This window comes from Micrococcus sp. MS-ASIII-49, from assembly GCF_000946635.1.
Taxonomy (GTDB): Bacteria; Actinomycetota; Actinomycetes; order Actinomycetales; family Micrococcaceae; genus Micrococcus; species Micrococcus luteus.
Map to the genome: position 1 here is coordinate 1 of NZ_JXSP01000088.1, position 26,514 is coordinate 26,514.

The 26,514-nt window shown below is 73.3% G+C and carries 29 protein-coding genes and 1 pseudogene; 10 read left to right on the forward strand and 20 right to left on the reverse strand.

Translation table 11 applies throughout. From position 1 onward, the window contains the following. Nucleotides 1-622: ATP-binding cassette domain-containing protein (locus SJ20_RS06520; RefSeq protein WP_044659355.1), on the forward strand; the 622-nt coding region annotated here is incomplete at its 5' end. A 45-nt stretch (nt 623-667) separates the two neighbouring features. On the opposite strand, the gene SJ20_RS06525 is transcribed toward SJ20_RS06520, so the two are convergent. Next, nucleotides 668-1,117, reverse strand: coding sequence for an SRPBCC family protein (locus SJ20_RS06525; RefSeq protein WP_020627043.1), 450 nt, complete (start codon nt 1,115-1,117; stop codon nt 668-670). A 104-nt stretch (nt 1,118-1,221) separates the two neighbouring features. Between SJ20_RS06525 and SJ20_RS06530 the strand changes: the two genes are divergently transcribed. After that, nucleotides 1,222-1,959: a Pr6Pr family membrane protein gene (locus SJ20_RS06530; RefSeq protein WP_020627044.1), complete on the forward strand. Its 738-nt coding sequence runs from the start codon at nt 1,222-1,224 to the stop codon at nt 1,957-1,959. Nucleotides 1,960-1,966: 7 nt separating this feature from the next. Here SJ20_RS06530 and SJ20_RS06535 read toward each other — a convergent pair whose 3' ends face one another. From SJ20_RS06535 to SJ20_RS06555, 5 genes are all read right to left on the reverse strand, one after another. Continuing rightward, nucleotides 1,967-2,797: an alpha/beta fold hydrolase gene (locus tag SJ20_RS06535; protein ID WP_020627045.1), complete on the reverse strand. Its 831-nt coding sequence runs from the start codon at nt 2,795-2,797 to the stop codon at nt 1,967-1,969. Nucleotides 2,798-2,985: 188 nt separating this feature from the next. Further along, on the reverse strand, nt 2,986-3,513 hold the full coding sequence (locus SJ20_RS06540; protein WP_036315583.1) for a hypothetical protein: 528 nt from the start codon (nt 3,511-3,513) through the stop codon (nt 2,986-2,988). Nucleotides 3,514-3,524: 11 nt separating this feature from the next. Then, nucleotides 3,525-4,115 (reverse strand): DinB family protein, encoded by a 591-nt coding sequence (locus SJ20_RS06545; RefSeq protein ID WP_044659356.1) that lies wholly within the window; start codon nt 4,113-4,115, stop codon nt 3,525-3,527. A gap of 98 nt (nt 4,116-4,213) precedes the next feature. After that, on the reverse strand, nt 4,214-5,758 hold the full coding sequence (locus SJ20_RS06550) for a sodium:alanine symporter family protein (RefSeq protein ID WP_044659357.1): 1,545 nt from the start codon (nt 5,756-5,758) through the stop codon (nt 4,214-4,216). Nucleotides 5,759-5,896: 138 nt separating this feature from the next. After that, entirely contained in the window at nt 5,897-6,601 is a 705-nt protein-coding gene (locus SJ20_RS06555) for a hypothetical protein (RefSeq protein ID WP_044659358.1), read from the reverse strand. Between the two features lie 167 nt (nt 6,602-6,768). On the opposite strand from SJ20_RS06555, the gene SJ20_RS06560 reads away from it, so the two are divergent. Further along, nucleotides 6,769-7,896: a YeeE/YedE family protein gene (locus SJ20_RS06560; RefSeq protein ID WP_044659359.1), complete on the forward strand. Its 1,128-nt coding sequence runs from the start codon at nt 6,769-6,771 to the stop codon at nt 7,894-7,896. A gap of 52 nt (nt 7,897-7,948) precedes the next feature. Then, a complete protein-coding gene (locus SJ20_RS06565; RefSeq protein WP_002855519.1) occupies nt 7,949-8,176 on the forward strand; it encodes a sulfurtransferase TusA family protein in 228 nt (75 codons plus the stop codon). Nucleotides 8,177-8,219: 43 nt separating this feature from the next. On the opposite strand, the gene SJ20_RS06570 is transcribed toward SJ20_RS06565, so the two are convergent. Continuing rightward, complete coding sequence (locus tag SJ20_RS06570; RefSeq protein WP_044659360.1) at nt 8,220-9,281, reverse strand: zinc-binding dehydrogenase; 1,062 nt, start codon at nt 9,279-9,281, stop codon at nt 8,220-8,222. Nucleotides 9,282-9,546: 265 nt separating this feature from the next. On the opposite strand from SJ20_RS06570, the gene SJ20_RS06575 reads away from it, so the two are divergent. Both SJ20_RS06575 and SJ20_RS06580 read left to right on the forward strand, forming a co-directional pair. Continuing rightward, nucleotides 9,547-11,049 carry a long-chain fatty acid--CoA ligase gene (locus SJ20_RS06575; protein ID WP_044659361.1) on the forward strand — a complete coding sequence of 501 codons (1,503 nt, stop codon included), beginning with the start codon at nt 9,547-9,549 and terminating at the stop codon, nt 11,047-11,049. Nucleotides 11,050-11,090: 41 nt separating this feature from the next. After that, nucleotides 11,091-11,813, forward strand: coding sequence for a DUF6226 family protein (locus tag SJ20_RS06580; RefSeq protein ID WP_044659362.1), 723 nt, complete (start codon nt 11,091-11,093; stop codon nt 11,811-11,813). Between the two features lie 28 nt (nt 11,814-11,841). Here SJ20_RS06580 and SJ20_RS06585 read toward each other — a convergent pair whose 3' ends face one another. From SJ20_RS06585 to SJ20_RS06630, 11 genes and pseudogenes are all read right to left on the reverse strand, one after another. Next, on the reverse strand, nt 11,842-12,594 hold the full coding sequence (locus tag SJ20_RS06585) for a metal-dependent hydrolase (RefSeq protein WP_044659363.1): 753 nt from the start codon (nt 12,592-12,594) through the stop codon (nt 11,842-11,844). Nucleotides 12,595-12,771: 177 nt separating this feature from the next. Then, nucleotides 12,772-13,506, reverse strand: coding sequence for an LrgB family protein (locus tag SJ20_RS06590; RefSeq protein ID WP_044659364.1), 735 nt, complete (start codon nt 13,504-13,506; stop codon nt 12,772-12,774). Continuing rightward, nucleotides 13,503-13,865, reverse strand: a complete 363-nt coding sequence (locus tag SJ20_RS06595) for a CidA/LrgA family protein (protein ID WP_036315546.1) — start codon at nt 13,863-13,865, stop codon at nt 13,503-13,505. The genes SJ20_RS06590 and SJ20_RS06595 overlap by 4 nt, the downstream gene beginning before the upstream one ends. Next, entirely contained in the window at nt 13,862-14,569 is a 708-nt protein-coding gene (locus SJ20_RS06600; RefSeq protein WP_041104849.1) for a GntR family transcriptional regulator, read from the reverse strand. The genes SJ20_RS06595 and SJ20_RS06600 overlap by 4 nt, the downstream gene beginning before the upstream one ends. A 268-nt stretch (nt 14,570-14,837) precedes the next feature. Next, nucleotides 14,838-15,848 carry a GIY-YIG nuclease family protein gene (locus SJ20_RS11595; protein WP_052833440.1) on the reverse strand — a complete coding sequence of 337 codons (1,011 nt, stop codon included), beginning with the start codon at nt 15,846-15,848 and terminating at the stop codon, nt 14,838-14,840. Nucleotides 15,849-15,950: 102 nt separating this feature from the next. Continuing rightward, on the reverse strand, nt 15,951-16,106 hold the full coding sequence (locus tag SJ20_RS12005) for a hypothetical protein (protein WP_155643142.1): 156 nt from the start codon (nt 16,104-16,106) through the stop codon (nt 15,951-15,953). Between the two features lie 33 nt (nt 16,107-16,139). Further along, nucleotides 16,140-17,006, reverse strand: a complete 867-nt coding sequence (locus SJ20_RS06610) for a hypothetical protein (RefSeq protein WP_131661463.1) — start codon at nt 17,004-17,006, stop codon at nt 16,140-16,142. A gap of 43 nt (nt 17,007-17,049) precedes the next feature. Next, nucleotides 17,050-17,646, reverse strand: coding sequence for a DinB family protein (locus tag SJ20_RS06615; RefSeq protein WP_044659366.1), 597 nt, complete (start codon nt 17,644-17,646; stop codon nt 17,050-17,052). A gap of 23 nt (nt 17,647-17,669) precedes the next feature. After that, nucleotides 17,670-18,011, reverse strand: coding sequence for an alpha/beta fold hydrolase (locus SJ20_RS06620; RefSeq protein ID WP_049147456.1), 342 nt, complete (start codon nt 18,009-18,011; stop codon nt 17,670-17,672). 220 nt (nt 18,012-18,231) lie between these two features. Further along, nucleotides 18,232-19,452 carry a Fic family protein gene (locus SJ20_RS06625; protein ID WP_044659367.1) on the reverse strand — a complete coding sequence of 407 codons (1,221 nt, stop codon included), beginning with the start codon at nt 19,450-19,452 and terminating at the stop codon, nt 18,232-18,234. Beyond that, nucleotides 19,449-19,796: pseudogene (locus SJ20_RS06630) on the reverse strand (GNAT family N-acetyltransferase); the annotation flags it as partial. The gene SJ20_RS06625 and the pseudogene SJ20_RS06630, both read right to left, overlap by 4 nt. A 110-nt stretch (nt 19,797-19,906) precedes the next feature. Here SJ20_RS06630 and SJ20_RS12350 point away from each other — a divergent pair. Continuing rightward, complete coding sequence (locus SJ20_RS12350) at nt 19,907-21,049, forward strand: GNAT family N-acetyltransferase (RefSeq protein WP_044659368.1); 1,143 nt, start codon at nt 19,907-19,909, stop codon at nt 21,047-21,049. A 65-nt stretch (nt 21,050-21,114) separates the two neighbouring features. On the opposite strand, the gene SJ20_RS06640 is transcribed toward SJ20_RS12350, so the two are convergent. Further along, nucleotides 21,115-21,564 (reverse strand): hypothetical protein, encoded by a 450-nt coding sequence (locus tag SJ20_RS06640; protein ID WP_044659369.1) that lies wholly within the window; start codon nt 21,562-21,564, stop codon nt 21,115-21,117. A 292-nt stretch (nt 21,565-21,856) separates the two neighbouring features. On the opposite strand from SJ20_RS06640, the gene SJ20_RS06645 reads away from it, so the two are divergent. The 3 genes from SJ20_RS06645 to glpK all read left to right on the forward strand — a co-directional run bounded on the left by SJ20_RS06645 (nt 21,857) and on the right by glpK (nt 25,959). After that, on the forward strand, nt 21,857-23,632 hold the full coding sequence (locus SJ20_RS06645; protein ID WP_044659370.1) for a glycerol-3-phosphate dehydrogenase/oxidase: 1,776 nt from the start codon (nt 21,857-21,859) through the stop codon (nt 23,630-23,632). After that, on the forward strand, nt 23,610-24,332 hold the full coding sequence (locus SJ20_RS06650; RefSeq protein ID WP_010079813.1) for an MIP/aquaporin family protein: 723 nt from the start codon (nt 23,610-23,612) through the stop codon (nt 24,330-24,332). The genes SJ20_RS06645 and SJ20_RS06650 overlap by 23 nt, the downstream gene beginning before the upstream one ends. A 94-nt stretch (nt 24,333-24,426) precedes the next feature. After that, the gene (gene glpK / locus SJ20_RS06655; protein WP_044659371.1) at nt 24,427-25,959 is read left to right on the forward strand and encodes a glycerol kinase GlpK; all 1,533 of its coding nucleotides are present in this window, start codon (nt 24,427-24,429) and stop codon (nt 25,957-25,959) included. A 199-nt stretch (nt 25,960-26,158) separates the two neighbouring features. Here glpK and SJ20_RS11715 read toward each other — a convergent pair whose 3' ends face one another. Next, a complete protein-coding gene (locus SJ20_RS11715) occupies nt 26,159-26,488 on the reverse strand; it encodes a hypothetical protein (RefSeq protein ID WP_230956183.1) in 330 nt (109 codons plus the stop codon). Nucleotides 26,489-26,514: the final 26 nt, after the last annotated feature.

The following is a 26,514-nucleotide window of genomic DNA, read 5'->3' on the forward strand; positions in this document are numbered from 1 at the left end:
CGACGTCCTGCTCACCGCGGACGCCGTGCGCGTGGCCGGGCGGCTCGAGCAGCCGATGGGCGCGGCCCTCGTGCCGGGCGGCCGCGTGCTGGTGACGGGCCCGAACGGGGCCGGGAAGTCCACGCTGCTGCGCGTGCTCGCCGGGGACCTGGAGCCCACGAGCGGCTTGGTGACCGTGGGCGCCGACGTGCGCGTGCGCCTCGTGGCGCAGGAGACCCCCGCGTGGGACGAGGAGCGCACCGCCGCCGCCGTGTTCGAGGAGCACGTGCGCCGCGTCGGCGCGGACGAGGCCGGCGTCGACGACCTGGGCCGTCCCCTGCCGGCCCCCACGCTGCCCTCGCTCGGGCTGCTCACCGCCGAGGCCGCGGACACCCCGGTCGGACGCCTGTCCCAGGGGCAGCAGGCCCGTCTGCACCTGGCGATGGTGCTCATCGAGCGCCCCCACGTGCTGCTGCTGGACGAGCCGACGAACCACCTCTCCCCCGCGCTCGTGGACGAGATGACCGAGGCCCTGCAGGTCACGGAGCAGGCCGTCGTCGTGGTGACCCACGACCGGCAGATGCTCGCCGACCTCGCCGACTGGCCGCGCGTCGAGCTGCGGACCGACGCCGCGGCGGTGTGAGGCGGGCGGGGCCCCTGGCCACAGGCCCGGCCCGGCGGTCCGCCCTCAGAGGTGCGCCCGGCACAGCCGCCGCAGCGCCACGCGGGCCGGCAGTCGGTAGGCCAGGGCGACGACGGCGGGCCCGTGGACCGTCAGCCCCGCCCGGGTGCCGCGGGGGGTGGCGGTGAGGTCGTGCGTCATGGAGACCGCCGTCCCGGCCACCCGCACCGTCCACCGCCAGGTGCGGGCGTCGTCGTCGACCTCCTCGACCACGAACGGGACGCGCAGCCCCAGGGGCGCGTGGACCACGCCGCGAAGCCCGGCCCGCAGCCGGCGCCGTGGCGCCTCCACGGCGCGGATCTGCGGAGCCCACCGCGGCCACAGGCGCAGGTCGGCGTAGCGGGCCCAGGCCACGTCCACGGCGGCGGGCCCGGTCGTCGTCACGCGGCGGAACTGTCGGGGGCGGCGCGCGCGCCTCGCGCCGGCGGGGGTGCGGGTCCAGGGGGTCCGGATCATGGTGCCGAGCGTAGGGTCCGGACCGCCGGCCGGGACACGCCCGCCGGCCCGAGCGGCTCGGCCAGTGCACCGGGGGCGGCGTCGCGCTCCGGCAGGATGGGCGCATGACCCTCCCCACCCCCTCCGGCCGCTGGACGACGACGGCGCGGCCTGCCTTCGCCGTCGCCGCGGCCCTGTCCCTGGGCGGCAACCTGCTCTCACTGTGGATCGGCTCGTGGAAGTCCTCGGACCTGCCGGCCGACGCGGGCTACGCGGGCGTGCTCGAGGGCGGCTGGGAGCACATGCTCAACCAGCCCACGTACTTCACGTTCCTCTCGAACTTCCTGGTGGGGCTGACGTCCCTGCTGCTGGCGCTGCGCCTGCACCGGCCGGGCACGCTGTTCCGGGTGCTGCGGGTGACGGGGGTGGTGTGCATCGTGATCACGGGCGTGGTGTTCAACGTGCTGCTGCGGGACGCCGACCCGATGACCGCCGTCGAGCGGTTCAACGACACCCTGCAGCACATCGTCACGCCGATCCTCACCCCGGTGCTGTGGGCGGTCTTCGGGCCGCGGCGGCAGATCACGTGGCGGGTGGTGTGGTTGTCCACGCTCATCCCGCTCGCCTGGCTGGCGTTCACGCTGCTGCGCGGGCCGTGGCTGGACTGGTACCCGTACACGATCCTGGACGTCCCGCGGCTGGGCTACGACGGCGTCGCCGTCTACGTGGTGGCGATCCTCGTGTTCTTCGTGGCGGTCGCCGCCCTGCTGCGGGTGGCCGACGGCCTGCTGGCGCGGGCCGGCGTCGGGGTGGGGGCGGGCGCCGAGGCGGAGGCCCGGGTGGAGGCCCGTCCCTCCCCCTGACCCCGCCTCAGTCCGACGCCGCGCGGCCCACCTGCACCGCCCACGCGCGGACGAGCGCCTCGGCGACCTCCGGCTGGTCCAGGTGCACGTTGTGGCCGGCGGCGTCGAGCGCCGCGTAGGTGGCGCGCGGGTAATGCTCCAGGAGCGCGGCCTGGTCCCGGTAGCCGACGAGGTGGTCCTCCCGGCCGGTGAGGATCAGGGCGGGCCCCTCGAACGGCGGCGCGGCCTCCTCCGGCACGGCGTCCAGGACGTAGCGCGCGGACAGGCGCTTCAGCGCCTCCTCGTCCACGGCGCGGACGCCCGGCAGCGCGTGCTCGCGGAACCGCTCCCACGTGTCCCGCGTCAGCCGCGGGGACATCTCGAGGAACGGGGCGGCGTCGTCGGGGTCGAGGGTAGACATGAAGGCGTCGTCGCGCTCGCGCACCACCAGGTCGGTGCGGGTGCGCCGGTCCTCGTCCGGGTCGACGACGGGCGCGAGCAGCCCCAGCCCCAACACCTGCGCGCCGAACTCGGCCGCCACGTGCCGGGCGAGCAGGCCGCCGAGGGAGTTGCCGAGCACCGCGAACGGCCGCTCGCCGACCTCCGCGCGGATCCAGTCCACGAGCCAGGCGGCGAGCTCGGGGAGGCCGCCGTCGTCCTGGAGGGCCGAGGTCCGGCCGAAGCCCGGCAGGTCCACGTAGATCCGCTCGACCTCCCCGGCCTCGGCGAGGGCGTCGTCGAGCGGCAGCAGCAGCCGGTGGTCCACGCTGTTGCCGTGCACCGCGATCAGCGGGACGCCGGAGCCGCGGCGGACGACGTGGGGGTTCTCGGGGGTGTGCTCGGATGTGTGCTCGGTCATGGGTCCGAGCGTAGGGCTGAGCGCGCGGTGCCGCCCTCTCCCCGCCGCCCTCTCCTCGCCGCCCTCTCCCCGCTGCCCCCTCCCCACCGCTTTGCGGGCCGAATGCGACGCTCCCGTGCCCGATTCAGGGGCTCATCCGTCGGATTCGGCCCACAAAGTGCTCGGCCGGGCCGCCCGGTGCCGGCCGGTCACCAGAGCAGCTGGTCCCCGCGGATCTGCGTCTGGAGTCCGTCGATGCGCCCGAGCACGGAGACCTGCAGCAGGGCTGGCCAGGCGTGCACCACGAGCCCCAGGGCCACCGCGACCACGCCCCAGACCGGATGCCCGACGGCCGCCAGCGCCACGCCCGCCACCGCGTGCAGACCCGCGGAGGCGGCGTGGCTGACGAGGGAGCCCACGGCGGCGGTGCGGATGCGCCGCAGGTCGGCCCGGCCGGTGATGCGGCGGCTGATGGCCGCGTTCCAGCCGACGGCGCCCAGCTGCCGGGAGAGCCAGTCGGTGCGGACCCGGCGGGCGAGATCGCGCCAGCGCGTGTCCCGCCTCCACGGCCGGTCCACGAGCTGCCGCGAGGGCTCCCCGTAGAACGGGCCGAACCCGAAGGTCCCCACCGTGAGCACGCCGACGAACAGCCCCGGCGCCGTCGGCGCCATCAGCACGAAGGCGGACATCAGGGCGGCGACGGTGAGGGCCAGACCGGCGAGCGAGCGGGGAGTCATCACCGCGGACGCTAGCGCACCGGGCCCGCACCCCGGGCGATCCCCTCGAGCCGCCGCACGTGCGCGGCCCACCGCTCGGCGTCCCAGCCGGGCAGGTTGTCCCCGGGGCCGCGCAGGCCGGCCTGCCCGTCGATCCCCTCGCGCAGGATGTCGGCGTGGCCGGCATGGCGGGCCGCGTCGAGGGCCACGTGGGAGAGGATCTGCGCCAGAGTCACCTCGGCCAGGTGCGCGGGCCACCAGGGGACCCGCCCCCGCGCGTCGAGGACGAGGGCCTCGATGGTCGCGTCCGCGTGCGCGAAGCATCGCCGCGCGTAGTCGAGGACGTCCTCGAGGGTCTCGTCCTCGGCGGCGAACAGGTCCGCGCCGTTCTCCTCGCCCACCCCCGGCGCGTCCCAGGGCAGGGGGATGCCGGCGGGGCGGCCGAAGACCTCGCCGAAGTACTCGAGCTCGCACGTGGCCGCGTGCTTGAGCAGGCCCAGCAGGTTGGTGCCGGTGGGGGTGCGGGGCAGGCGGACCTCCCGCTCGGGCAGGCCGTCCAGCTTCGCGAAGAGGGCGTCGCGCTGCCGGCGCAGCCCCTGATGGAGGATCTCCTTGTGGTCCATGGGGTGAGCCTGCCGGGATTCAGGCCGCGCGGACGGCCCTGGCCCGTGGCCCGACGTCGTCGCGGACGTCCGGCGCCCCGGGCCGCCGTCGTCGGTCCTCAGCCCTCCCGGCGCGGGACCACGGTGATGGCCCGGGTGTCCGGGGCGGTGTCCGCGACGTGGTCCATGGCCTCGTCCACGTCCCCGGTGCGCTCGTAGGCCGCGTGGATCTGCTCCCACAGGCGGGCGTTGCGGACGCCGATCGCCGCCGGATCCAGCACGGGGTCCTGGCCCGCTCGGCGCTGGCGGTCGTAGTCCTTGAACAGCCGGATGGCCACGGGGCTCAGCAGGATGAGTGCCACGATGTTCACCCACGTGTAGAGGCCGACGCCGAAGTCGGCGAACGCCCACACGAGGGCCGAGCTCTGCACGGACCCGAACACCATGGAGCCGGCCAGCATCAGCCGGGCGATCGCGATGACCGCGCGCTGCGCCGTCTTGTTCGGGATGAGGTAGGCGACATTCGTCTCCGCGTAGAACGCGAAGGAGAGCAGGGTGGTGAAGGAGAAGAGGAAGACGGCAATCGCCACGAAGGACGGGCCGAAGGCGGGCAGTGCCTCGTCGATGGCGATCTGGACCCACGCCGGGCCCTCCTCGACGCCGGGCACGTGCTCCGCGAGCAGACTCTCCCCGTCCGGGCCCAGCACGTTGAAGCTGTTCGTGGCGAGGATCATCAGGCCGGTCATGGTGCAGACGAACAGGGTGTCCACGTAGGCGGAGAACGCCTGGGCCAGGCCCTGCTTCACGGGGTGGGAGACGTGGGCGGCCGCCGAGGCCTGGGCGCCCGAACCGGTGCCGATCTCGGTGGAGTACACGGCACGGCGCACGCCCCACGCGACGGCGGCACCGAGGATGCCGCCGTAGACCGAGTCCAGGCCCAGCGCGCTGGAGAAGATCAGCCCGAACATCGCGGGGACCTGCTGCCACATGAGCCCGACGACGAGCAGCCCCACCAGGATGTACGCGCCGGCCATGAACGGGACCACGAGGCCCACCGTGCGGCCCAGGCGGTGCATGCCGCCGAACACGATCACGCAGAACAGCACGGCCATCCCGAGACCCACCCACAGCGGATCCCAACCCCATGCCTCGGTCGTGGCGGCGGTGACGGCGTTGGCCTGGATCTGCGGGCCGGTGAAGACCGTCGCGAACACGGTGGCCGCGGCGTACGCGACCGCCAGCCACCGCCAGTTCCGGCCGAGCCCCTCGAGGATGTAGTACGCGGGCCCGCCGCGGTACTCGCCGCGGACCTTGTGCTTGTAGAGCTGCGCCAGCGAGCTCTCCACGAGCGCCACGGGGGCGCCGAGGATCGCCGTCACCCACATCCAGAACAGCGCGCCCGGGCCGCCCAGGTAGATCGCGGCCGCGACGCCCGCGATGTTGCCGACCCCGATGCGCCCGCCCAGGGCCATGGCGAACGACTGGAACGAGCTGATCCCCGCCGACGACGATCCTCCCCTGACCAGCTGGCCCACCATGTCCTTGAGCAGCCGCACCTGGGGAGCCGCCATGCGGATCGTGAAGTACAGGCCCAGGGCGAGGAGCCCGACGACCATGGGCAGGCTCCACATGATCGAGTTGGCGGCGGTGACGAACTGCTCCATGGTCACTTCCCAGGTCGCGGACAGGATCCGTGCACTCCATCACATTCGGGCCACCCCGGGCACCCCTGAGCCCCCGGGGGTCCGCGCGGGACCGGCAGGGTCGGCCGGCCAGACACGCCGTGCCGCCCCCGCACCGGCTCACCCCTGCCCCGCTCCCGCCTCCTCCCGCACTGTCACCGCCAGCTCGATGTGTCCGGCCTCCGGGTCCGCGAGGATCTGGCGGATCTCCGGCGCGGCACCGGCGTCCTCCATGTCGAACGCGTCCATGAGCCCCAGCAGATCCGGATGGGGCAGCGCGCCGCCGGGGGCGTCGTCGAGCAGGTCGACCTCGCCCGTGTCGGCCCGCACGTCCACGTACCGCTCCACGCGGCGCGGCAGCGTCCCGGCCACCACCTCGTGCCCGTCGACCCTGAGACCCGCGGGAGCCGGGCCGCTCAGCGGGACGGCCAGGACGGTCTCCACGACGTCGGCGGCGCCCGGCACCGGACGCAGCGCCGTCCACAGCGGCCCGGCGGGTGCCGACCCCGCCTCCGCGAGTGCCTGGAACAGCGTCGCGAAGGCGGCGTTCGCGCGCTCGGTGGTCGACTCCTCACCGGCCTCGTCCAGGGCCACCCGCTGCACGACGCCGGCCCACGGCGTCGGCCCGACCGTGCGCTCCGCCACGGGGCCGGGACGGGCGGGGCCGCCGTCGTCGTCGGGATCCGGGGCCGCGTAGACACCGGCGACCGCGAGCGCGAGCGCGCGGTCCTCGAGGTCGCGGCGGCGTCGCAGCTCGGCCGCGTGCGCCTTCGCGCTCAGTCCGGTGGCGAGGGCGAACTCGCCGACGGTCATCAGGGGGCTCATGGGGCGACCTCTCTCTCAGGTGATCCCAGCGTGGGCGTTCCCCCAAGGGGAGGGTCAAGCGTCGCCCACGGCGCCGCCGCGCGCCGTCCCCGGCACAGCTCTGCGACTGTTACCCCGCGCGTCCTGCGCGGCGCGCGGGCCCGGCCGCACACTGTCTCATGGCAGGCATGATCATCACCGGACTCCTCCTCGGCCTCGTCCTGGGCTTCGTGTTCCAGCGCGGACGCTTCTGCGTCACGGGCGCCTTCCGTGACCTGTTCACCATCCGGTCCACCCGCTGGCTCACCGCGTTCATGGTGATCGTGGCCGTCCAGTCGGTGGGCGTGTTCGCCCTCGACGCGCTCGGCGTGATCACCCTGGAGGCGGAGACGTTCCCGTGGCTCGGCACGATCATCGGCGGCCTGATCTTCGGCTTCTCGATCGTGCTCGCGGGCGGCTGTGCCACCGGCACGTACTACCGCGCGGGCGAGGGCCTCGTGGGCTCGTGGTTCGCGCTGATCTTCTACATCGTGGGCGCCACCGCGTTCCGCAAGGGCCCGCTGGCCGGCACCACCGAGGCCGTCCGCTCCGTCGAGACGCAGACGGGTTCGTTCCAGCAGCTCACGGGGCTGTCCCCGTGGGTGTTCGTGGCGCTGCTCGTGGCCGGCGTCGGCCTGGCCGTGCGTCATCACCTGCGCCGCGAGGCGGCCATGACCCGCTTCCGCCTGCCCGCCGCCAAGACCGGCCTCGCGCACGTGCTCACCGAGAAGGCGTGGCACCCGTTCGTCACCGCCGCGATCATCGGCGTGCTGGCGATCCTCGCGTGGCCGCTCTCCTGGGCGACCGGCCGCGAGTCCGGCCTGGGCATCACCGGCCCGTCCGCGAACATCGGCGCGTTCATCGGCACGGGCGAACTCGAGCTCGTGGACTGGGGCGTGCTGATGGTGACGGGCCTGCTGATCGGCTCGTTCATCGCCGCGAAGGCCTCCGGCGAGTTCCGCGTCCGCGTTCCCGACGCGCAGACCACCGTCCGCTCGATCATCGGCGGCCTCGGCATGGGCTGGGGCGCGGCGTGGGCCGGCGGCTGCACCATCGGCAACGCGATGGTGAACACCGCGACCTTCAGCTTCCAGGGCTGGACCGCCCTCGTGTTCATGGTGCTGGGCACCGGCCTGGCGGCCAAGCTCTTCATCCTCAACCACCGCGGCAAGGGCACGACGCCGGCCCCCACCTCCGGCTCTGGCCTCACCTCGGCCGAGGGCGCGGCGGCGGACGCCGGGGCGGCCCGCCCCGTGAAGCTCACGCCGATCGGCTGAGCCGACCCGCCCACGAACGACCTCTGACCACCGACACCAAGGAGAGAACATCATGGCGAAGCACCTGCTCGAGACCGACGGCCAGGTCTGCCCCTTCCCGCTCGTGGAGGCCAACCAGGCGATGCAGCAGATCCCCTCCGGGGACGAGCTCGTGATCGACTTCGACTGCACCCAGGCCACCGACTCCCTGCCCCGCTGGGCCGCGGAGAACGGCCACGAGGTCACCGACTTCGTGAAGCGCGGCGCCGCGGAGTGGACGATCACCGTGAAGAAGGGCTGAGGGGCGGAGGAGCCCCTCGGCACCTCCGCACTCCGCAGGGGGCTCAGACCTCCAGCAGCACCTTGATCTCGCGGCGCTCGTCCATGGCCTGGTACGCCTCGGCGGCGTCGTCGAGCGGCATGCGCGCGGTGAACACGCGGCCGGGCTGGATCTCGCCGGACTGGATGCGCTCGATCAGCTCGGGTAGGAAGCGGCGGACGGGGGCGGGCCCGCCCTCGAGGTGGATCTCCCGGGCGAAGAGGTCGGAGCCGTCGAGGGTCTGGTCGTGGGAGACGCCCACGAACCCGACGTACCCGCCGGGGCGCACCGAGGCCAGGGCCTGGTCCATGGAGCCCTGCGTGCCGACGGCCTCGCACACCCCGTGCGCGCCGTAGCCGCCGGTGAGCTCGCGCACCTGGGCGGCGCCCTCCTCGCCGCGCTCGGCGATCACGACGTCCGCGCCGAACTCACGGGCGAGCGCGGCCCGATCCTCATGGCGGGAGAACACGATGACCTGCTCCGCGCCGAGGGTCTTGGCGGCCAGGACGGCGCACAGGCCGACGGCGCCGTCGCCGACCACGGCGATGGTCTTGCCGGGGCCGGCCTGCGCGGCGACGGCGGCGTACCAGCCGGTGCCGAGCACATCCGAGGCGGCGAGGTAGTCGGCCAGGCGGTCCGGGTCCGAGGGCTCACCCCCGGGCACCTTCACGAGGGAGCCGTCCGCGAGCTCGACACGCATGTACTGCGCCTGGCTGCCCGTGTACTCGCCGGCGTTGACGCAGCGGGACTGGTAGCCGGCCTGGCAGATCTCGCACGTGTTGTCCGAGAGCATGAACGAGCCGATCACGAAGTCACCGACCTCGAGGGTGGCGACGTCCTCGCCCTTCTCCACGATCGTGCCGACGTACTCGTGGCCCATGCGCCGGTGGTCGACGTCGTTGTGACCGCGGTAGGGCCACAGGTCCGAGCCGCACACGCACGCGGCGGCCAGCTTCAGGACGACGTCCGTGGGCTGAGCGACGCGCGGGGTGTCCACCTCCTCCACGACGACGTCGCCCGGCGCGCGCATGACGACGGCCTTCATCGTCTCGGGGATGGCAGGGGTGGCGGGGGTCTGTGCGGTCATGGTCTGTCCTCCGGTCTGGCCCGGCGGTCCGGGCGGCGGTGTGCGGGGACCAGTCTTGCGCCCCTGAGCCGTGGAGACGACACATCGACGTCGCAGGCGGGGCCGGTGGATGACCGCGCGCCAGCGACATCACCGCCGGGCAGAACCGCGGTGATGTCGCTGGCGTGAGGTCCGCCGACACACCCCGCTCGGCTCACAGCGAACGAGCACCGCCGGGCGTTACGCTGTGGTTCCCATCACATCCGACTCCCCTCGGAGGCCCGTCGTGACCCTCACCCTGCCCGCCCGCCTCGAGCGCACCGCCGCCGAGCACCCGAACTCCACCGCCCTGATCCTCGGCGAGAACCGCATGACGTACGCCGAGCTGCAGGACCAGTCCCAGCGTCTGGCCGGGCTCATGCGGCAGGAGGGCATCGGCCCCGGGGACCGCGTGGCGCTCATGGTGCCGAACATCCCGGCGTTCCCGGTGGTGTTCTTCGCGGCCCTGCAGCTGGGCGCCGTCGTCGTCCCGATGAACCCGCTGTTCAAGCGCCGCGAGATCGAGTACTACCTGGAGGACTCGGGCGCGTCGATGCTGTGGTCCGTGCCGTCCGAGGAAGCCGTGGAGGGCGCCCGCGAGCGCGGTGTGCCGCTGCGCACCCTCGGCGAGGACGGCCTCGCCCCGCACCTCGCGGCGAGCCCCGGCCCGGTGACCGAGACCGTCGAGCGGGACCTCGAGGACGACGCCGTCATCCTCTACACCTCCGGCACCACCGGCCGCCCCAAGGGCGCCCAGCTGACCCACCGGAACATGGGCACCAACGCGGACACCGCGGCGGAGACGCTGATCCAGCTCCAGCACGGGGAGACCGTGCTCGGCTGCCTGCCGCTGTTCCACGTCTTCGGCCTCACGTGCGCGCTCATGGCGCCCGTGACGACGGGCGCCAGCCTGGCGTTGATCCCCCGCTTCGATCCCGCCGTGGCCGCGCAGACCGTCCGGGAGTGCGCGGTGGACGTGTTCATCGGCGTGCCCACCATGTACGGGGCCGTGCTGGCCGCGGCCAAGGACCATCCGGAGGACCTGGCCAGCCTGCGCCTGGGCGTCTCCGGCGGATCGGCCCTGCCCGTGGAGCTGCTGCGCCGCTTCGAGGCCACCTTCGACTGCGAGATCCTCGAGGGCTACGGCCTGTCCGAGACCTCCCCGGTGGCGTGCTTCAACCATCCGGGTGAGGAGCATCAGCCGGGCTCGATCGGACGCGCCGTCCGCGGGTGCGAACTGCAGCTGGTGACGCCGGACGGGGCCGTGGTGCCCGAGGGCGATGAGGAGACCCTGGGCGAGGTGTGGATCCGCGGGGAGAACGTGATGAAGGGCTACTGGGGCAAGCCGGAGGCCACCGCCCAGGCCATCACCGAGGACGGCTGGTTCCGCTCCGGCGACCTCGCCCGGCGCGATGCCGCGGGCAACTACTACATCGTGGACCGCACGAAGGACATGATCCTGCGCGGCGGGCTCAACGTGTACCCGCGCGAGATCGAGGAGGTGCTCTACGAGCACCCGGCCGTCGCGGAGGCCGCCGTGGTGGGGGTGCCCCACCCGGAGCTCGGCCAGGAGGTCGCCGCGCACGTGGTGCTCGCCCCCGGTGCGCACGCCACGGAGGAGGAGCTGATCCAGCACGTGAAGTCCCAGGTGGCGCCCTACAAGTACCCGCGCACCGTGACCGTGCGGGACGGGCTGCCCAAGACCGCCACCGGCAAGATCCTCAAGCGGGAACTGACGCCGGCGGAGTGAGCGGGGTGACCGCCCGGGCCGGACACACGGGTGAGCCTCCCATGACGACCCTGCCGCGTCTGCGGGCGGAGGTGGCCCGGCGGTACGCCGCCCTCGACCTGCCCGCCTGGCCTGCCCCGCACCCGGACGGCGCCCCGCCTCGGGAGGAGGAGTACTCCCGGGTGACCGACCCGCAGCGGTATCGGATCGCGGGCGCCCGGGCCCGCGTGTGGGCCGAGGTGCTCGCGGAGGCGGGCGCCGTCGTCGTGCCGGACCCGGTGCGTGGCATCCCGCTCGACGAGGCCGGGCGCGCCGACCTGGCGGCCCCCGTGGACCGGGCGCTGCGGGTGGCGCCGCCGGCCTGCGTCGACGGCGCCTCCCCCTGGTGGCTGCTGGAGACGGACGTGCCCCAGGACGACGACGGCGGCGTCCTGCCGGTGCTCCGGGTGGCGGTCGGTGCCCCGGGGCAGGTGCACGCGCTGCTCCCGGACTGCGGATGCGACGCCTGCGACCCCGGGTCGGATGAGCTGCTCGAGGCCGTGGACCAGGCGGTCGTGCACGCGGTCGGGACGGGGGTGAGCCTGCGGGGCCGTCATGGGCTGCGGCGCCGGGACTGGCACGTGCACTGGCGCGAGGACGGCACGGCCGAGGCGCTGGGCCGGGTCCCGGGGTGGTCGTTCGAGGCGCTCACGGACGCCTGCCGGGACCTGGCCGCCGGCGGCCGCCCGAGGCTGCCCCGCGGGACCGAGGCGACCGTGCGGGCGGGGTGGCTCCCGGAGGCGTGAGGGGGCGGCGGTGGCCGGGTGCCGCCGCTCAGAACAGTGCCGCCACCCCCCGAGCGGCGAGCGGGACGAGCCGCACGGCCCGCACCACGGTGAACGCGGTGACCACCGAGACGAGCGCCCACTCCCGCCAGGACCCGGTCCGGCCGAGCAGGGGAAGCCGGAACCGTCCGGAGGACTGCCACCACCACAGGCGCGCGGGAGGCTCCGGGCTGAGCGGCCAGAGCAGGGCCACCCCGTTGTTGGTGAGGGCGTCGCCGAGGATGTGCACGCTCACGCCGACGGCCACGGAGGCGGGGATCCACCACAGCCCGTCGCTGAGGACGGTCGCCGACACCGCGACCAGGATGCCGAGTGCCCACGCGGCCCTCCATCCCCGGTTCGGGAGCAGTCGGAGGGCCTTGGCGGCCACGGCCGCCAGGAACGCGGCGATGACCCCCTGCCCCGGTGTGTAGACGTGCCCCGCGATCGGCACCTGGATGGAGGCGGCCGCCGTCGCGACGGCGGTGAACGCCGCGATCCCCACCAGCGAGTGTGTGCCGCGCCGATGCCCGCCGGCCACGTGGCGGATGCCGCGGCTCAGCCACTCGGTCAGGGGCGGCAGGGCGTGGACGACGGTGGCGCGGGGGTGGTCCCAGTCGCTGATCATGGCCGCGCCGGCGGTGGTCACGGCGCCGAGCAGCTGGAGCTCGGCGGGCAGGTGCAGCACGGCGATCGGCGACTGCCAGTGCGTGAGCGCCAGCCAGGCCGCGGCGCCGGTGGCCGCGTGGGACGGGCCCATCATGGGTGGGGTCCTCTCGTTCGCAGGACCGGGCCGCGTCACTGCGCCTGCGAGGGCCGGCGGGCGGCCCGCGGGGAAGGAAGAGGACCAGGGTGGCAGGCGGGGCGGACACGGTAAGGCGGCCGCCGCGGCCGGAGCGGGTCGAGGCGGCTGCCCGGCCGGGGGCGGCCGCCCGGCCCCTCACCCCGTCATCGCCAGCACCAGCGGGGCCAGCAGGGCGGTGAGCACACCGGAGCAGGCCATGGCGAGGGCGGAGAACGCACCGGTCTTCGGCCCCTCAGCGAGGGCGCGGGCGGTGCCGATGCCGTGGGAGCTCACGCCGATGGCCAGACCGCGCACGCGGGGGTCGCGCACGCGCAGCCGGTCGAGCACCCAGGGGGCGAACACGGCGCCGAGCACGCCGGTGAGCACGGGGAGCACGGCGGCGAGGGAGACGATCCCGCCGCCGGCGTCGGCCACCGCCATGGCGATCGGCGTCGTCGCGGACTTGGGGGCGAACGTGGCGGCCAGCGCGGCGTCCCCGCCCATCGCCCGCACGATCAGCACGGCGCTCACCATGGCGGTCAGCGAGCCGACGGTGACCCCGACGGCGACCGGCAGGAGCAGCTTCCGGATGTCAGGGCCGGCCCGGTAGAGGGGGACGGCGAGGGCCACGGTGGCGGGGCCCAGCAGGAAGGTGAGGTAACTGCCGCCGATCATGTAGGTCTCGTAGTCGATGCCGGTCAGGGCCAGGAACGCGGCCACCAGCACGATCGTCACGAGCACGGGCGTGAGCAGGGCGGTCTGCCGGGCGGCGAGCCACAGACGGCGGGAGAGCACGGCGACGGCGAGGGTCAGCGCGATGCCGAACAGCGGTGTGTGCAGGAGCGCGTCCCAGGCCTCGGCGAGGGAGTCGGTGAGTTCGGCGGCGTTCACTGTGCGTCCTCCTTGTCCGTGAGGCGGCGGGCGAGCGGGGCGGCGACGCCGGCGGTGACCACCAGCCCCAGCAGCCAGGGCACCACGAAGCCGACCAGCATCAGCGCCCGGTGTTCCTCGATGAGGCCCAGCACCGCGACGACGCCGACGCCCGCCGGGACGAACAGCAGCGGCAGGTGCTGGAGCAGGTGATGGCTCGCCGTCATCACCGGCGCGTCCTCGGCCGGCCGGCGCCACGCGAGCAGGCCGAGCAGCAGGAGCATGCCCAGCACGGCCCCGGGGATCGGCAGGTGCAGCGTGTCGGCCACGAGCGTGCCCGCCAGCTGGCAGAGCAGCAGGATCAGCAGGCCCTCGATCATCGGGGTTCACCTGCCTCGGACGGGCCCACTGGCGGCAGGCCGGGGACGACGCCGCTCCCCGCGGCGTCGAGGTGCGCCTGCAGGGCGCGCTGGGCGTCTGCGGCGCGCCCGGCGGCCAGCTGGGCGCAGATCTCGGCGTGCCCATCGAGGAGGCGGCGGGCGGCGTCGACGGATCCGCCGGTGGCGGCGTGGATCAGGCGTGCCAGGCGGGGGGCGAAGGTGCGCACGACCTCGTCGAAGGCGGCGTTGCCGCACGTGGCGATCACGTCCCGGTGGAAGCGCACGTCCAGCGCGGAGAAGGCAGCGAGGTCGCCGGCGTCCAGGGCGGCGCGCTGCTGCTCCAGGTTGGCGGTGAGCGTGGCGACGAGGGGCCCGACGGCGTCGGGCCGCGCGGCGACCGTGGCGAGGGCGGTGGACTCGAGGAGGCCGCGCAGGGCCGTGAGGTCGGCCACGCTCTGCGGCGTGAGGGCCTGCACGGCCGCGCCCTTCTTGGGGAGGAGCCGCACCAGGCCCCAGCGCTCGAGCTGGAGGAGGGCCTCCCGGGCCGGCGTCCGGGAGATGCCGGCCTCCGTGGAGAGCTGGACCTCGGTGAGCATCTCCCCCGCGGCGATCTCACCGCGGACGATGCGCCAGGCGACGTCGTGGGCCAGGCGGCCGGCAGCCGTGGCACGACTGCCCCATAAGGGGTCGGAGAGTGGAGTCATGCGGGCCAGAGTAATCGGATGCATGCATGGATGTATGCATTGTGTCGGACTCGGAAGGGGTCCGGGTGGGGAGGCGCCCATGATGCCGGCGCCCACCCTCGCCCCATGACCGTCGCCATCACCCGTCTCGACCCCGCCGGCGCGGACCGCGCGGAGCTCATTGCGCTGCTCACCGGCAACACGTGGCCCTTCCCTGTGCGCCCCACGTCACCCGGCCGGTGGCGAAGGAGGCCATCGAGGACGGCGGCAGGCACCACACACTGTCGGGTCACCAGCTCCCGATGTAGTCCTCCGGGCCGAGGAGACCCCGGGTGTCCGCCCAGGCTCCCCAGCGGTCGAGGAGGAGGGGGATGGCCTGGTCCTCCCACCAGGGCAGATGGACGAGGCCCTGACTCATGCCTCCGCGGTTGAACCGCTCCACATTGACCTTGTCCTCGTCGTAAGGCTCGGCCCCCTCGAGGGAGCGATCGAGCGCATCGCGCAGGAGCCGGCCGAGTTCATACTCACTGGTGGGCATGGGGGTGTCGTCGAGCCGTTCAGCGAGCTCCTCCCAGAGACCGATGCTTCCCCGCAGCCCGTACTGGCGGGGGCGGCGGCGGCGGAACAAGTCGCCGACGGTCGCGCGCGCCGACGAATGGACTTCCACCACGTCCACATCGCGCTTCGCCTGCTCCGCCATGGCCGTGCGGGCTTTCCGGATGCGCTGGCGGAGCAGCTGTGCTTCGGGGCTGGTGCCGCCGTAGATGAGGTTCAACGGCGGGGTGTGCGTGTCGATCACAGGCTTCTCGATGCCCCCGAGCGGTGTCACTTCCGCGAACCCGGCGGGCGCCTGCCACACACGGACGGCGAGGTGACGGCGCATCCAGGTGGTCAGCTGCTCGCCGCTCTCCGGGGTGAGGGAGAATCGACCCGCGGAGGCGACGGCGACTGGCTCCAGGTCCAGCCGATCCACCAGGAGTGCGGCCAGAGTGCGGCGCAGAGTGGAGTGCGCGGTGCCGCCGCCCGCGAAATGCTTGCGTTCCAGGCGGGCCCGCAGGCTGCCCTCGGCCTTGCCGATGTAAAGCACATCGCTTCGACTGACAGACGTGTCCAATCGCAGCTCGGCTCGCGCCGCGTCAGGATCCTGCGCGACAACCGCGTACAGCCCGGTCGAATCCGGCATGACCTCGCCGCCACGCCCACCAATGACCACACCGCCGTCCTCGACGCGTGCGAACAGCTGGGGACTGTTCTGCAGAGCATGGGAAGCGGCCACGATGAGCCCCGCCTTGGTGGTCATGCCAATGTCCTCTCTTCGTCCGGGACATCTACCCCGGCTACGCCTCGAGCCTACGGAGGGCCCTGGACACGGTAGGCGCCCTTGCGATGGATCGCTGAGCCCTCACCGCGCCAAGATCCACCGGTCCTCTGGGCCGAAATTGTGGAGGTCGTCGCAGACGAAGCCGCGTAGCCACGGGACGTGGTCCACGACGCGCCGGTACAGGCCGCGGTGCACGCCGGACTCGTCGCCGATCAGCTGCTCAGCGGACACGTTCATCTCGACGCCAACCGCGCACAGGCGGGCGGGGCTTCACGCCTCGTCGGGCGCCCGGTCCTCCGCGTCGGCGATGACGTCCTCCAGAGCCTGCAGGTGGGGCTCGGCGTCGTCCCCGGCGCCCAGGTCGGCCAGCGCGAGGCGGAGGGCCTCGAGCAGCTCGCCGGCCTCCGGGTCCGCGGCGGCGGAACTCCAGCTCGCCCGCCAGGGCTCCTGGGTGGCGTCCTGCTGCTGGAGGAAGATGAGCCGCTCGACGTCGTCGGCCGGGATCTTGAGTTCCTCACCCCACGCCTGCATGGTCGTGACGTACGTCCGGTACCTGTCGGGGTAGGTCCAGCCGCCGCCGATCCGGACGTCGACGTCCTTCACATGCTCGGCGAACCAGGCGCGCACCACGGAGTCGAGGACGGGGGCGATGTCGGACTCCCGGTGGGCCTTGGTGAGGAAGTAGAGGTACTTGGTGCCGAAGGCCGCGCCGAGGTGCTTGAGGCAGCCGACCCCGCTCTTGCGCTGCTGCCGGATGTGCTCGAAGGCCGCGGGCCCGCCCTGCTCGAGGGTGATGCGGGTGACGTCGGCGAGCTGCTCCTCAAACCCGGGCTGCGCCATGATGCGCTCCACCCGGGAGGGGCCGTAGCCGACCCGTCCGTATCCCCACACCATCGCGGCGATGAAGGCGTCCCGCTGCACGGCGCGGTCCTCGGCGGTCACCTTCGCGGCGTAGCCGGTGACGACGGCGCGGGTCAGCGGCTCACACTCGAGGCAGGCGGGCAGGTCGGGCACGTGGGCCGTCCAGTGATCGAAGGACCAGCGCGTGGGCTCGTCGGCGGGCCTGCCGGCGGCAGCCCACGCATCGAATGAGCGCTGGAGGGCAGGGGGTACGGCGGCAGCGGGAGTACTCGTCATGGCCACACCGTAGGCCAAGGACCGGCACGGGAGGCATGTGCCTTCAGTTCCGGCCCGGCCCGCCACTCCCCTCCGCGATGGCGGTCAGACGGTCCACGTGGGCGGCCCAGCGGTCGGCGTCCCACGGGGGCAGGTTGTTCCCCGGGGCGCGCAGGCCGGCCTGCCCGTCGATCTGCTCCCGCAGGATGTCCGCGTGGCCGGCGTGCCGGGCCTCGTCCAGGGCGACGTGCGCAATGATCTGCGCGAGCGTCACCTCCGCCTTGTCGTCGGGCCACCACGCCACCCGCCCGGGGGCGTCGGCGCCGAGGGCCGTGATGGTCGCGTCCGCGTGGGCGAAGCAACGGCGGGCGAACTCGAGGACGTCCTCGAGGGACTCACCCTCGGCGGCGAACATGTCCACGTTGTCCTCCTCCGGCTGCCCCGCCGCCGCCCAGGGCAGCTGCACCTCGGCGGGGCGGCCGAACGTCTCGCCGAAGTACTCCAGCTCGACGACGGCGGCGTGCTTGACCAGTCCCAGCAGGTTGGTGCCGGTGGGAGTGCGCGGCAGGCGGGCGTCGCGCTCGCTGAGGCCCTCGAGCTTCTGGAGGAGGGCCGCACGCTGGCGGCGCAGCCCGTCGTGGAGGATCTGCTTGTGGTCCATGGGGGGATCCTGCCCCAGATCAGTCAGGCCGCGAACCCCCGCACGAGCTCAGCCACCCGCTCCGGCGCGTCCAGGTGCACGTCGTGCCCCGCGCCGGGCACCTGCACGTGCCGCACATCCGGGCGCCGACGCCGCATCTCGTCCAGCTCTCCGGCGGGCACGTACCCGTTCTCCCCGGTGATCAGCAGGGTTGGCGCGGCGATCTGCCCCCATTCCTCCCACCGGGGCCGCTCGTGGACGGGCCGCAGGGCGGCCTCCAGCACGTCGACGTCGAAGCGTGGCACCCAGCCGGCGTCGACGTCCCGGGTGGAGCGCGGGGAGGGCGCGATTGCGGGCGGCCCCGCCCCTGACTGGCCGTTGCGCACCGCGCGCCTGACGCTGCGCCCACCCCGGGAGGACGACCTCGGCTGGCCCTGCCGGATCGGTGTCTCTGGTGGTGGGGAACGTGGGCATGCCCGTGGGGACGTGATCCTGTGGCTGACGGACCGCGAGTCATCCCGCGGGCCTCACCTCGTGTGTTCGCCTGACCATGGCCGGGACACTACACGCGGCATGAGGCTGGTCAGCCCGGTAGTCCACACCCGGTCAACCCCGCCGGCCCGCACGCGCGGCGAACTCGTCCAGACAGGCGAGCACCTCGGTGGCCAGCCACACCCGGTTCCGACGCTGGCTGGAGACCGGCTGCAGCACACCGGCCTCGACAAGCTGGTCCACGGCCCGCTGGGCGGCCGGGCGCGAGACACCCAGCGCCTGGGCCAGATGGTCCACGGTCACGGCGGGTTGCGCGATGATCACCGCGAGCGCCCGCCAGACCGCCGCGTCCCGCCGGGCGGTGAGCCGCTCGCGCCAGCCGGTCAGGGCCTCGTCCAGGTCCGCGACGAGCTCTCGGCCGTTGCCGACGGCGGCCAGGGCGGCCTGTGCGAAGCGGCGCACGATGGGCGCGGGGTCGCCGTCGCGGTAGGCGGTGAGGGCGTCGAAGTATCCGGCCGTGTCCGTGAGGAGTCCCGATGAGAGGGGCACCCCCATACGGGTGATCGCGCCGGCCCGGTGCAACACGGCGTGCACGAGGACGCGCCCGGTGCGGCCGTTGCCATCCGCGAACGGGTGGATGGTCTCGAACTGAGCGTGCGCGGTGGCGGCCTGCACGAGGGCGGGTACGTCCGTGCGGCGCAGATAGGCGAAGAGATCGTCCATCCCGGCACGCAGGCGCTCCGGGTGGGGCGGGACGAACTGCGCCGTGTGCGGCGTGGGCGCCCCGCCCCCGATCCACCCCTGCGCATCGCGGTAAGCGCCCGGCCGGGCATGCTCCTGACCGTCCATGAGGGCACGATGGGCGGCCAGCAGGGCGGGCTCGTCGAGGTCGGCGGCCAGCCGGGAAGCAGCGCCCATGGCCCTCACGTTCGCCGCCACGAGCGTTGCGTTCGGGCGGGTGCGTTCGCCGAGAGTCGCCAGGGCGAGGGCTCGCGCGCCCGCGGTGATGTGCTCGATCTGCGAGGAGGACGCGGACTCAGTGCGCAGGAGCACCGCGTCGATCGGGGCGATCTCGCCGGTGAGCCCCGGGAGGGCGTGGCTGATCTCAGCATCGAAGCGCACGACGGCGGCCGTCGCCTCCTCGACCTCGGTCGCCAGATCAGAGGGCAGGTCGAGCCCGAGTCGGGCGATGCGGGCCGGGAGCGCGGCTCGATACGGGCCCGAGGCGCGCACGCGAGCGCTGCGGGAGCGCAGCCCGGCGTCATCCGGGCCCGCGGCCCAGGGGCGCTCTTCCCAGCCGACGGCCCACGGGGTCGGGCGCGGATCGTTGCTCATGCCGCCACCTTACGCAACGTTATGTCTAGAGAGTTGCGTACTTCTGGGCGTCGTGAGGTGGAAAGCCGTCTGCCCCGGGCCCGATGCTCCGAGGCGAGCATCGCGTAAGTGACGCCGTCCACCCAGCCGCGGGTGCGGTGCAGTGACTCCTCCTTGAAGGTGCCCTCGTGGCGCAGGCCGACCTTCTCCATCACGCGCAGGATGGGCGCGTTGTCCGCGAAGGCGTGAGCCTCCACGGGTCGGACGCCGAGGCCTGCGAAGGCGAGGTCCAACAGGGCACAGGCCAGCTCGGTGGCGCGGCCCCGGCCGGCGTGGGCCTGGGCTATGGTCCAGCCGATCTCGGCCTGCGCGTCCCGGGCTTCCTCGCGCGGTGCGCCGCGAGGTCGAGGAGGGGCGTGGCCATGGGGTCACGGCAACGGGCGGCGGTGACGTCCCCTCCCCTACTCTCGGCCCCATGGACGTCACCTTCACTCCACTCGACCCGGCAGGCGCCGACCGGGACGCGCTCGTCGCCCTGCTCACCGAGAACGCGTGGCCGTTCCACACGCGCCCGCGCGTCACCCGGCCGGAGGCGGAGAAGGCCGTCGATGGCGGCGCCTGGGAGGATGAGGACCACCGCACCTTCTGGATCGAGCATCCCGAGCACGGCCGCGTCGGCGTGGTGCGCCTGGAGGACCTCACGGACCCCACCCCCTTGTTCGACCTGCGCGTGGCGGAGCGGTTCCGCGGGCGCGGGCTCGGCGCGCAGATCCTCACCGCGCTCACCCGGCGCGTCTTCGAGACGATGCCCGCGGTGGACCGCTTCGAGGGCCAGACCCGCGAGGACAACGTCCCCATGCTGCGCACCTTCCGCCGGGCCGGCTGGGTCAAGGAGGCGCACTACCGGCGCGGCTGGCCCGTGGACGGCGGCGAGCCGCTCGCGTCCGTGGCCTACGCAATGTTGCGCCAGGACTGGGCGTCCGGCACGACGACGCCGGTCCCCGCCGACGTCGACGCCCCGCCTCCGGTGGGGCGCAAGGAGGGCGCGGCTGCGGGCGGCCGCGCCCCTGACTGGCCGTTGCCCACCGCGCGGCTGACGCTGCGGCCGCACCGGGAGGACGACTTCGGCTGGCTGCAGGAGATGTACACGCAGCCCGAGGTGGTGCGCCACCTGCTGGACGAGCCCTGGGACGAGGCGACCGCGCGGGCGAAGCTGGCCAAGCGGATCACGTGGGACGACCTCGGCGGCCCGTCCGGGGCGGCGTCCCTGGTGGTGGAGCACGCGGGCGTCCCCGTGGGTGACGTGATCCTGTGGCTGACGGACCGCGAGCGCGGTGTCGCGGAGATCGGCTGGGCACTGGATCCGCGACATGCCGGTCAAGGCTTCGCCCGGGAGGCCGCGGCTGCGCTGCTGGACCTGGGGTTCGAGACGTCTGGCCTGCACCGGGTAGTGGCACAGATGGATGCCCGCAACACGGCGTCCGCCCGACTGGCCGAGATGCTCGGGATGCGTCGAGAGGCACACCACCGGCAGGACCTGTGGAGCAAGGGCGAGTGGACGGACACCCTCGTCTACGCGATGCTCGCGAGCGACCGGGGGGTGAGGGGCCATCTATGACGACGAACGGACTTCTACGCTCACCCCATGCAGCTCGAGACCGTGAGGGGGTGGACTCGCGAGGCTCACCAGGTGTGCGGACCGAGGTCCTCGAGGATCTCCAGGTCGAGAGGCCACTCGTCAGGGCGGGGAGTCTCGGGGAGCACCGGCTCGTAGGCGCCGACGTAGACGACCTCCCCCAAGCCGAGGCCGGTGGCCTCCTCTGGCTCAAGGATCGTCAGGTCAGCGTGGCCGGGGACGCGGTCGATCTCGGCGAGCCGCCCCGAGGGCCACACCTCGTGTGCCGCCCTCACCACGGCCCGCACACGACGCAACGGGATCGACCCGGCGGGGCTGCCGTCGTCGTGATGGGTGACGACCCAGCCTGCAGAGGCCAGGGGCCCAGCCTGACTCACTCCCCGGGAGGGCAGCAGGATCAGCTCGTGGACTTCCCCCACGGCGATCGGGTCACCGCAGCATTCCTGCTCCCAGTCCGAGAGCGAGGCGCGGCCGACGGCGCCGACGGTGATGTCCATGGTCGGAGTGTAGGGGCGAGGCCTCACCCGTGGGCGCGCGTCACCCGGGGCGCTCCGCCCTCGTTCCAGCGGAACAGGGTGAGGTGCCACAGCCCGGGGACCGTGCGAGACGGGCCACCTCCACGCGCACCGACGTGGCCCTGTGCGAGCGGCTCGGGTTCCGCGAGACCGTACCCGGCGCGTGGGCACCCGCGACCCGGGAGTGACATCATGGACCTCGGCTCGCGCTGATACTGGGTATCGTGAGCCACGCCACTACACTGTGCTTCCACTGATAAAGGAGCAACCCCCCATGCCGACCCTGCGAACCGTCCCCCTCTCCGCCGCCACGCGGGAGGACCACCTCGCCCGCCTCCGGGCCACCAGCCCGGAGGCCCCCCTCGACATCCTGGTCGTGGGCGGCGGCTCCACCGGCGTGGGCGCCGCGTTCGACGCGGCCACCCGCGGCCTCGACGTGGGCATCGTCGAGGCCCGCGACTGGGCCTCCGGGACCTCGTCCCGCTCCTCCCGCCTCATGCACGGTGGCCTGCGCTACCTCGAGATGCTGGACGTCAAGCTGGTGTACGAGGCGCTGCGGGAGCGCGACCTGCTGCTCACCCAGACCGCGCCCCACCTGGTGCGTCCCCTGCGCTTCGTCTTCCCGTTCTTCCACAAGGTGATCGACCGCGGCTTCATCGGCGCCGGCGTCACCATGTACGACGCCATGCAGTCGCTCGGCCGCCGCCGCGCGATGGGCGCGCACCGCCATCTCAGCCGCCGCTCCATGGCCGCGACCTTCCCCTCCCTCGACGACGAGAAGATCGTCGGCGCGGTGGAGTACGCCGACGCCCAGTTCGACGACGCCCGCCTGGCCATGATGCTCGTGCGATCCGCCGTGGACCACGGCGCCGTGGCCGCCAACTACACCGCCGTCACCGGCTACCTGCGCGGCGACGACGGCCGTGTGCAGGGCGTGCGTGTCCGCGAGGAGACCTCCGGCGAGGAGTTCGACGTGCACGCGCGCGCCGTCATCCTGGCCGGGGGCGTGTGGACCCAGGAGCAGCAGGAGCTGGCCGGGGCCGACGGCGGCCTCGAGGTGCTCGCCTCCAAGGGCGCCCACATCACCGTCCCGCGCGACCGCATCCGCGCCGACGCCGCCACCGGCGTGATCACCAAGACGGAGAAGTCCGTGCTGTTCCTCATCCCGTGGGACGAGTACTGGGTGATCGGCACCACGGACACCCCGTGGGCGGAGGACGTGGCCCATCCGGCCACCACCGCGGACGACATCGACTACATCCTCGAGCACGCCAACGCGGTGCTGAAGGAGGACCTCACGCGAGACGACGTGATCGCCACGTACGCCGGCCTGCGCCCGCTCCTGCAGCCGGTCACCGGATCCGACGGCGGCTCCACCAAGATCTCCCGTGAGCACACCGTCACCGAGGTGGCCCCCGGCCTCACCGCCGTGGCCGGCGGCAAGTGGACCACGTACCGGGCCATGGCCGAGGACGTCGTGGACTTCGTGGTGCGCGAGACCCACCCGACCCGTCCCAGCCTCACCGAGCACATCCCCGTGCTCGGCGGCCTCGGCTACTCGGAGATCGAGGCGGAGGCGGACCGCATCGCCGCCGACTACGGCCTGGACGAGGCCCGCGTGGACCGGCTCCTGTTCCGCTACGGCACCGTGCTGCGCCACGTGCTCGACCTGATCGACGCCGACCCGTCCCTGAGCGTCCCTCTCGCCGAGGCGCCGCGCTACCTGCGCGCCGAGATCGTCCACGCCGCCCGGGCCGAGGGCGTCGTCCACCTGGACGACGTCATCGAGCGCCGCACGCGCCTGTCCACCGAGGTCCGTGACCGCGGCGTCGCGGCGGCCGCGGAGATCGCGTCCCTCGTGGCCCCCGAGCTGGGCTGGGATGAAGAGCGCATCGCCGGTGAGATCCGGGCGTACAAGGACCTCGTCGCCGCCCGCCTCCGCGGCGAGACCGCCCACGACGACGTCACCGCCGCCGCCGCGCTCGCAGCTGCCGACGCCGCCCCCGTCCACGGAAAGGAGCCCGTCCATGGGCACGATCTTCCTGCATGAGATCGCCGGCACGGCCATCCTCCTCCTGCTCGGCGTCGGCGTCGTCGCCAACGTCGTCCTGACGAAGACCAAGGGCAACGGCGGAGGCTGGCTGCTCATCAGCTTCGGCTGGGGGCTGGGCGTCTTCGCGGGCGTCTACGTCGCTGCCGCGACCGGTGCGCACCTGAACCCCGCCGTGACCGTCGGCCTGCTCGTCAGCGGCGCCGAGGAGTACGCCCCCGGCATCGCCGTGACCCTCGGCACCACGCTCGCGTACTTCGCGGCGCAGCTGATCGGCGCCTTCCTCGGCGCGGCCCTGGCCTGGCTGGCCTACCGCGACCACTACCAGGCGGAGACGGACCAGGGCGCGATCCTGGGCACGTTCGCCACAGGTCCCGAGATCCGCAACCCGCTGTGGAACATGGTCACCGAGGTGATCGCCACGTTCGTCCTGGTGTTCGTGATCCTGCTCTTCGGCTCCACCCCCTCCGGGCTCGGCCCGCTCGCGGTGGCCCTGCTCGTCGTCGCGATCGGCGCGAGCCTGGGCGGCCCCACGGGGTACGCCATCAACCCGGCGCGCGACCTGGGCCCCCGCCTGTTCCACGCTGTCGCGCCGATCCGGCACAAGGGCGGCTCGGACTGGGGTTACGCCTGGGTGCCGATCGTCGGCCCGCTCGTCGGCGCCGTCCTGGCCGGCCTCGCCGCGCCTCTGTTCGTCTGAGCGGTCTGCCCGTCCAACCCCGGCGGGCACGTTCCCCGTCGGGAACGTGCCCGCCACCCCCACACCCCCGTGACCACCTCCGAAGGAGTAGGACATGACCACCCCCCGCTACGTGATGGCCATCGACCAGGGCACCACGTCCACGCGCGCGATCCTCTTCGACCACAGTGGGGCCATCGTGTCCACTGGTCAGCGCGAACACGAGCAGATCTTCCCGCGCGCCGGCTGGGTGGAGCACGACCCGGTGGAGATCTGGACGAACACCCGCGAGGTCATCGGCGAGGCCCTGGCCCGCGCCGAGGTGACCCGACACGACGTCGCCGCCGTGGGCATCACGAACCAGCGTGAGACCACCGTGGTGTGGGACCGCAACACCGGCAAGCCGGTGTACAACGCCATCGTGTGGCAGGACACCCGCACCGACCACCTCTGCGAGCGCCTGGCCGGCGACGTCGGCGCGGACCGCTACAAGGAGCGCGTCGGGCTGCCCCTGGCCACGTACTTCTCCGGCCCCAAGGTGGCCTGGATTCTGGAGAACGTGGACGGTGCCCGGGAGGCCGCCGAGAACGGCGACCTCATCTTCGGCACCACGGACTCGTGGCTCGTGTGGAATCTCACCGGCGGCGGCGAGGGCGGCCGGCACGTCACCGACGTCACCAACGCCTCCCGCACCATGCTGATGAACCTGGACACCCTCGACTGGAACGAGGAGATCTGCGCGGACATGGGCATCCCGATGTCCATGCTTCCGGAGATCGTCAGCTCCTCCGCCGAGGTGGGCACCGTATCCGGCCAGCAGCTGCTGCGCGAGACGCCGATCACCGGCATCCTGGGCGACCAGCACGCGGCGACCTTCGGCCAGGCGTGCTTCGAGGTCGGCCAGGCCAAGAACACGTACGGCACCGGCAACTTCATGCTGATCAACACCGGCGAGGAGCCGGTGCACTCGGACAACGGCCTGCTCACCACGGTGGCGTACCGCATTGGCGACCAGAAGCCGGTGTACGCGCTGGAGGGCTCGATCGCCGTCACCGGCTCGCTGATCCAGTGGCTGCGGGACAACCTCGGGATGATCGCCAGCGCCCCGGAGGTCGAGACCCTGGCCGCCGGCGTGGAGGACAACGGCGGCGTGTACTTCGTCCCCGCGTTCTCCGGCCTCTTCGCCCCGCACTGGGACGCCGCGGCCCGCGGCGTCATGGTGGGCATGACCCGTTACGTCAACAAGGGGCACATCGCCCGCGCGGCGCTCGAGGCCACCGCCTTCCAGAGCCGCGAGGTCCTGGACGCCATGAACGCGGACTCCGGCGTGGACCTGACCGAACTGAAGGTCGACGGTGGCATGGTCGCCAACGAGCTGCTCATGCAGTTCCAGGCGGACCTGCTGCGCGTGCCCGTCGTGCGCCCCAAGGTCATCGAGACCACCGCTCTCGGCGCCGCCTACGCCGCAGGCCTGGCGGTGGGGTTCTGGGCGTCCCAGGACGAGCTCGTGGCCAACTGGGAAGAGGACAAGCGCTGGGAGCCCACCACGGACGAGGAGGAGGTTGAGCGCGCCCTGCGGCTGTGGAAGAAGGCCGTGGAACGCTCCCGCGACTGGGTCGACGAGGACGTCGAGTCGGCCCAGGGCTGACCGTCCGGTCCGTAGGCCGGTCCGGCCGGCTCCGTGCGCCCCGGGCCGGTCCGGGCCGGTCCGGCCCCTCCGGAAGGACCCCGTGCAGCACTACCCCCTCGTCGGCCGCCTGCGCGCGGAGCGGGGCGGAGTCGGTGCCGCTGCCATCGGCGCAGTGGCCAGGCCCGAGGCGCCCGGCTGCTCCGACGTCAAGCTGTCCTCACCCAGGGCGTCCTCTTCCCCCGCCGCTTCCGCCCAAGGCGGCGGTGGACAGGCAGGCGAAGTAGTCCGCATCCACGTTCCGGCTGTCCTTGATGGCGCTCCGATGTGGAATCTCCTCGGAGAGGTTCTCCTCGTCCGCGTTGTTTGCCGAAGCCACCACCTTTTCGAGGCCGGCCACCTCGGGCCGGAGTTCGCGCGCCCGTCGTCGCATCCTGCCCTGGCCGGTCCACTCATGGGTGCGTTCGGTGAGGGCGTCGAATGGGTTCTCACACGCCGACAATCGGCGTGCTCGTTCGACGACGTTGGACGCCAGGATGTCCCTGAGCATCGTCTGTCAAGGGCCATTGAGTTCTG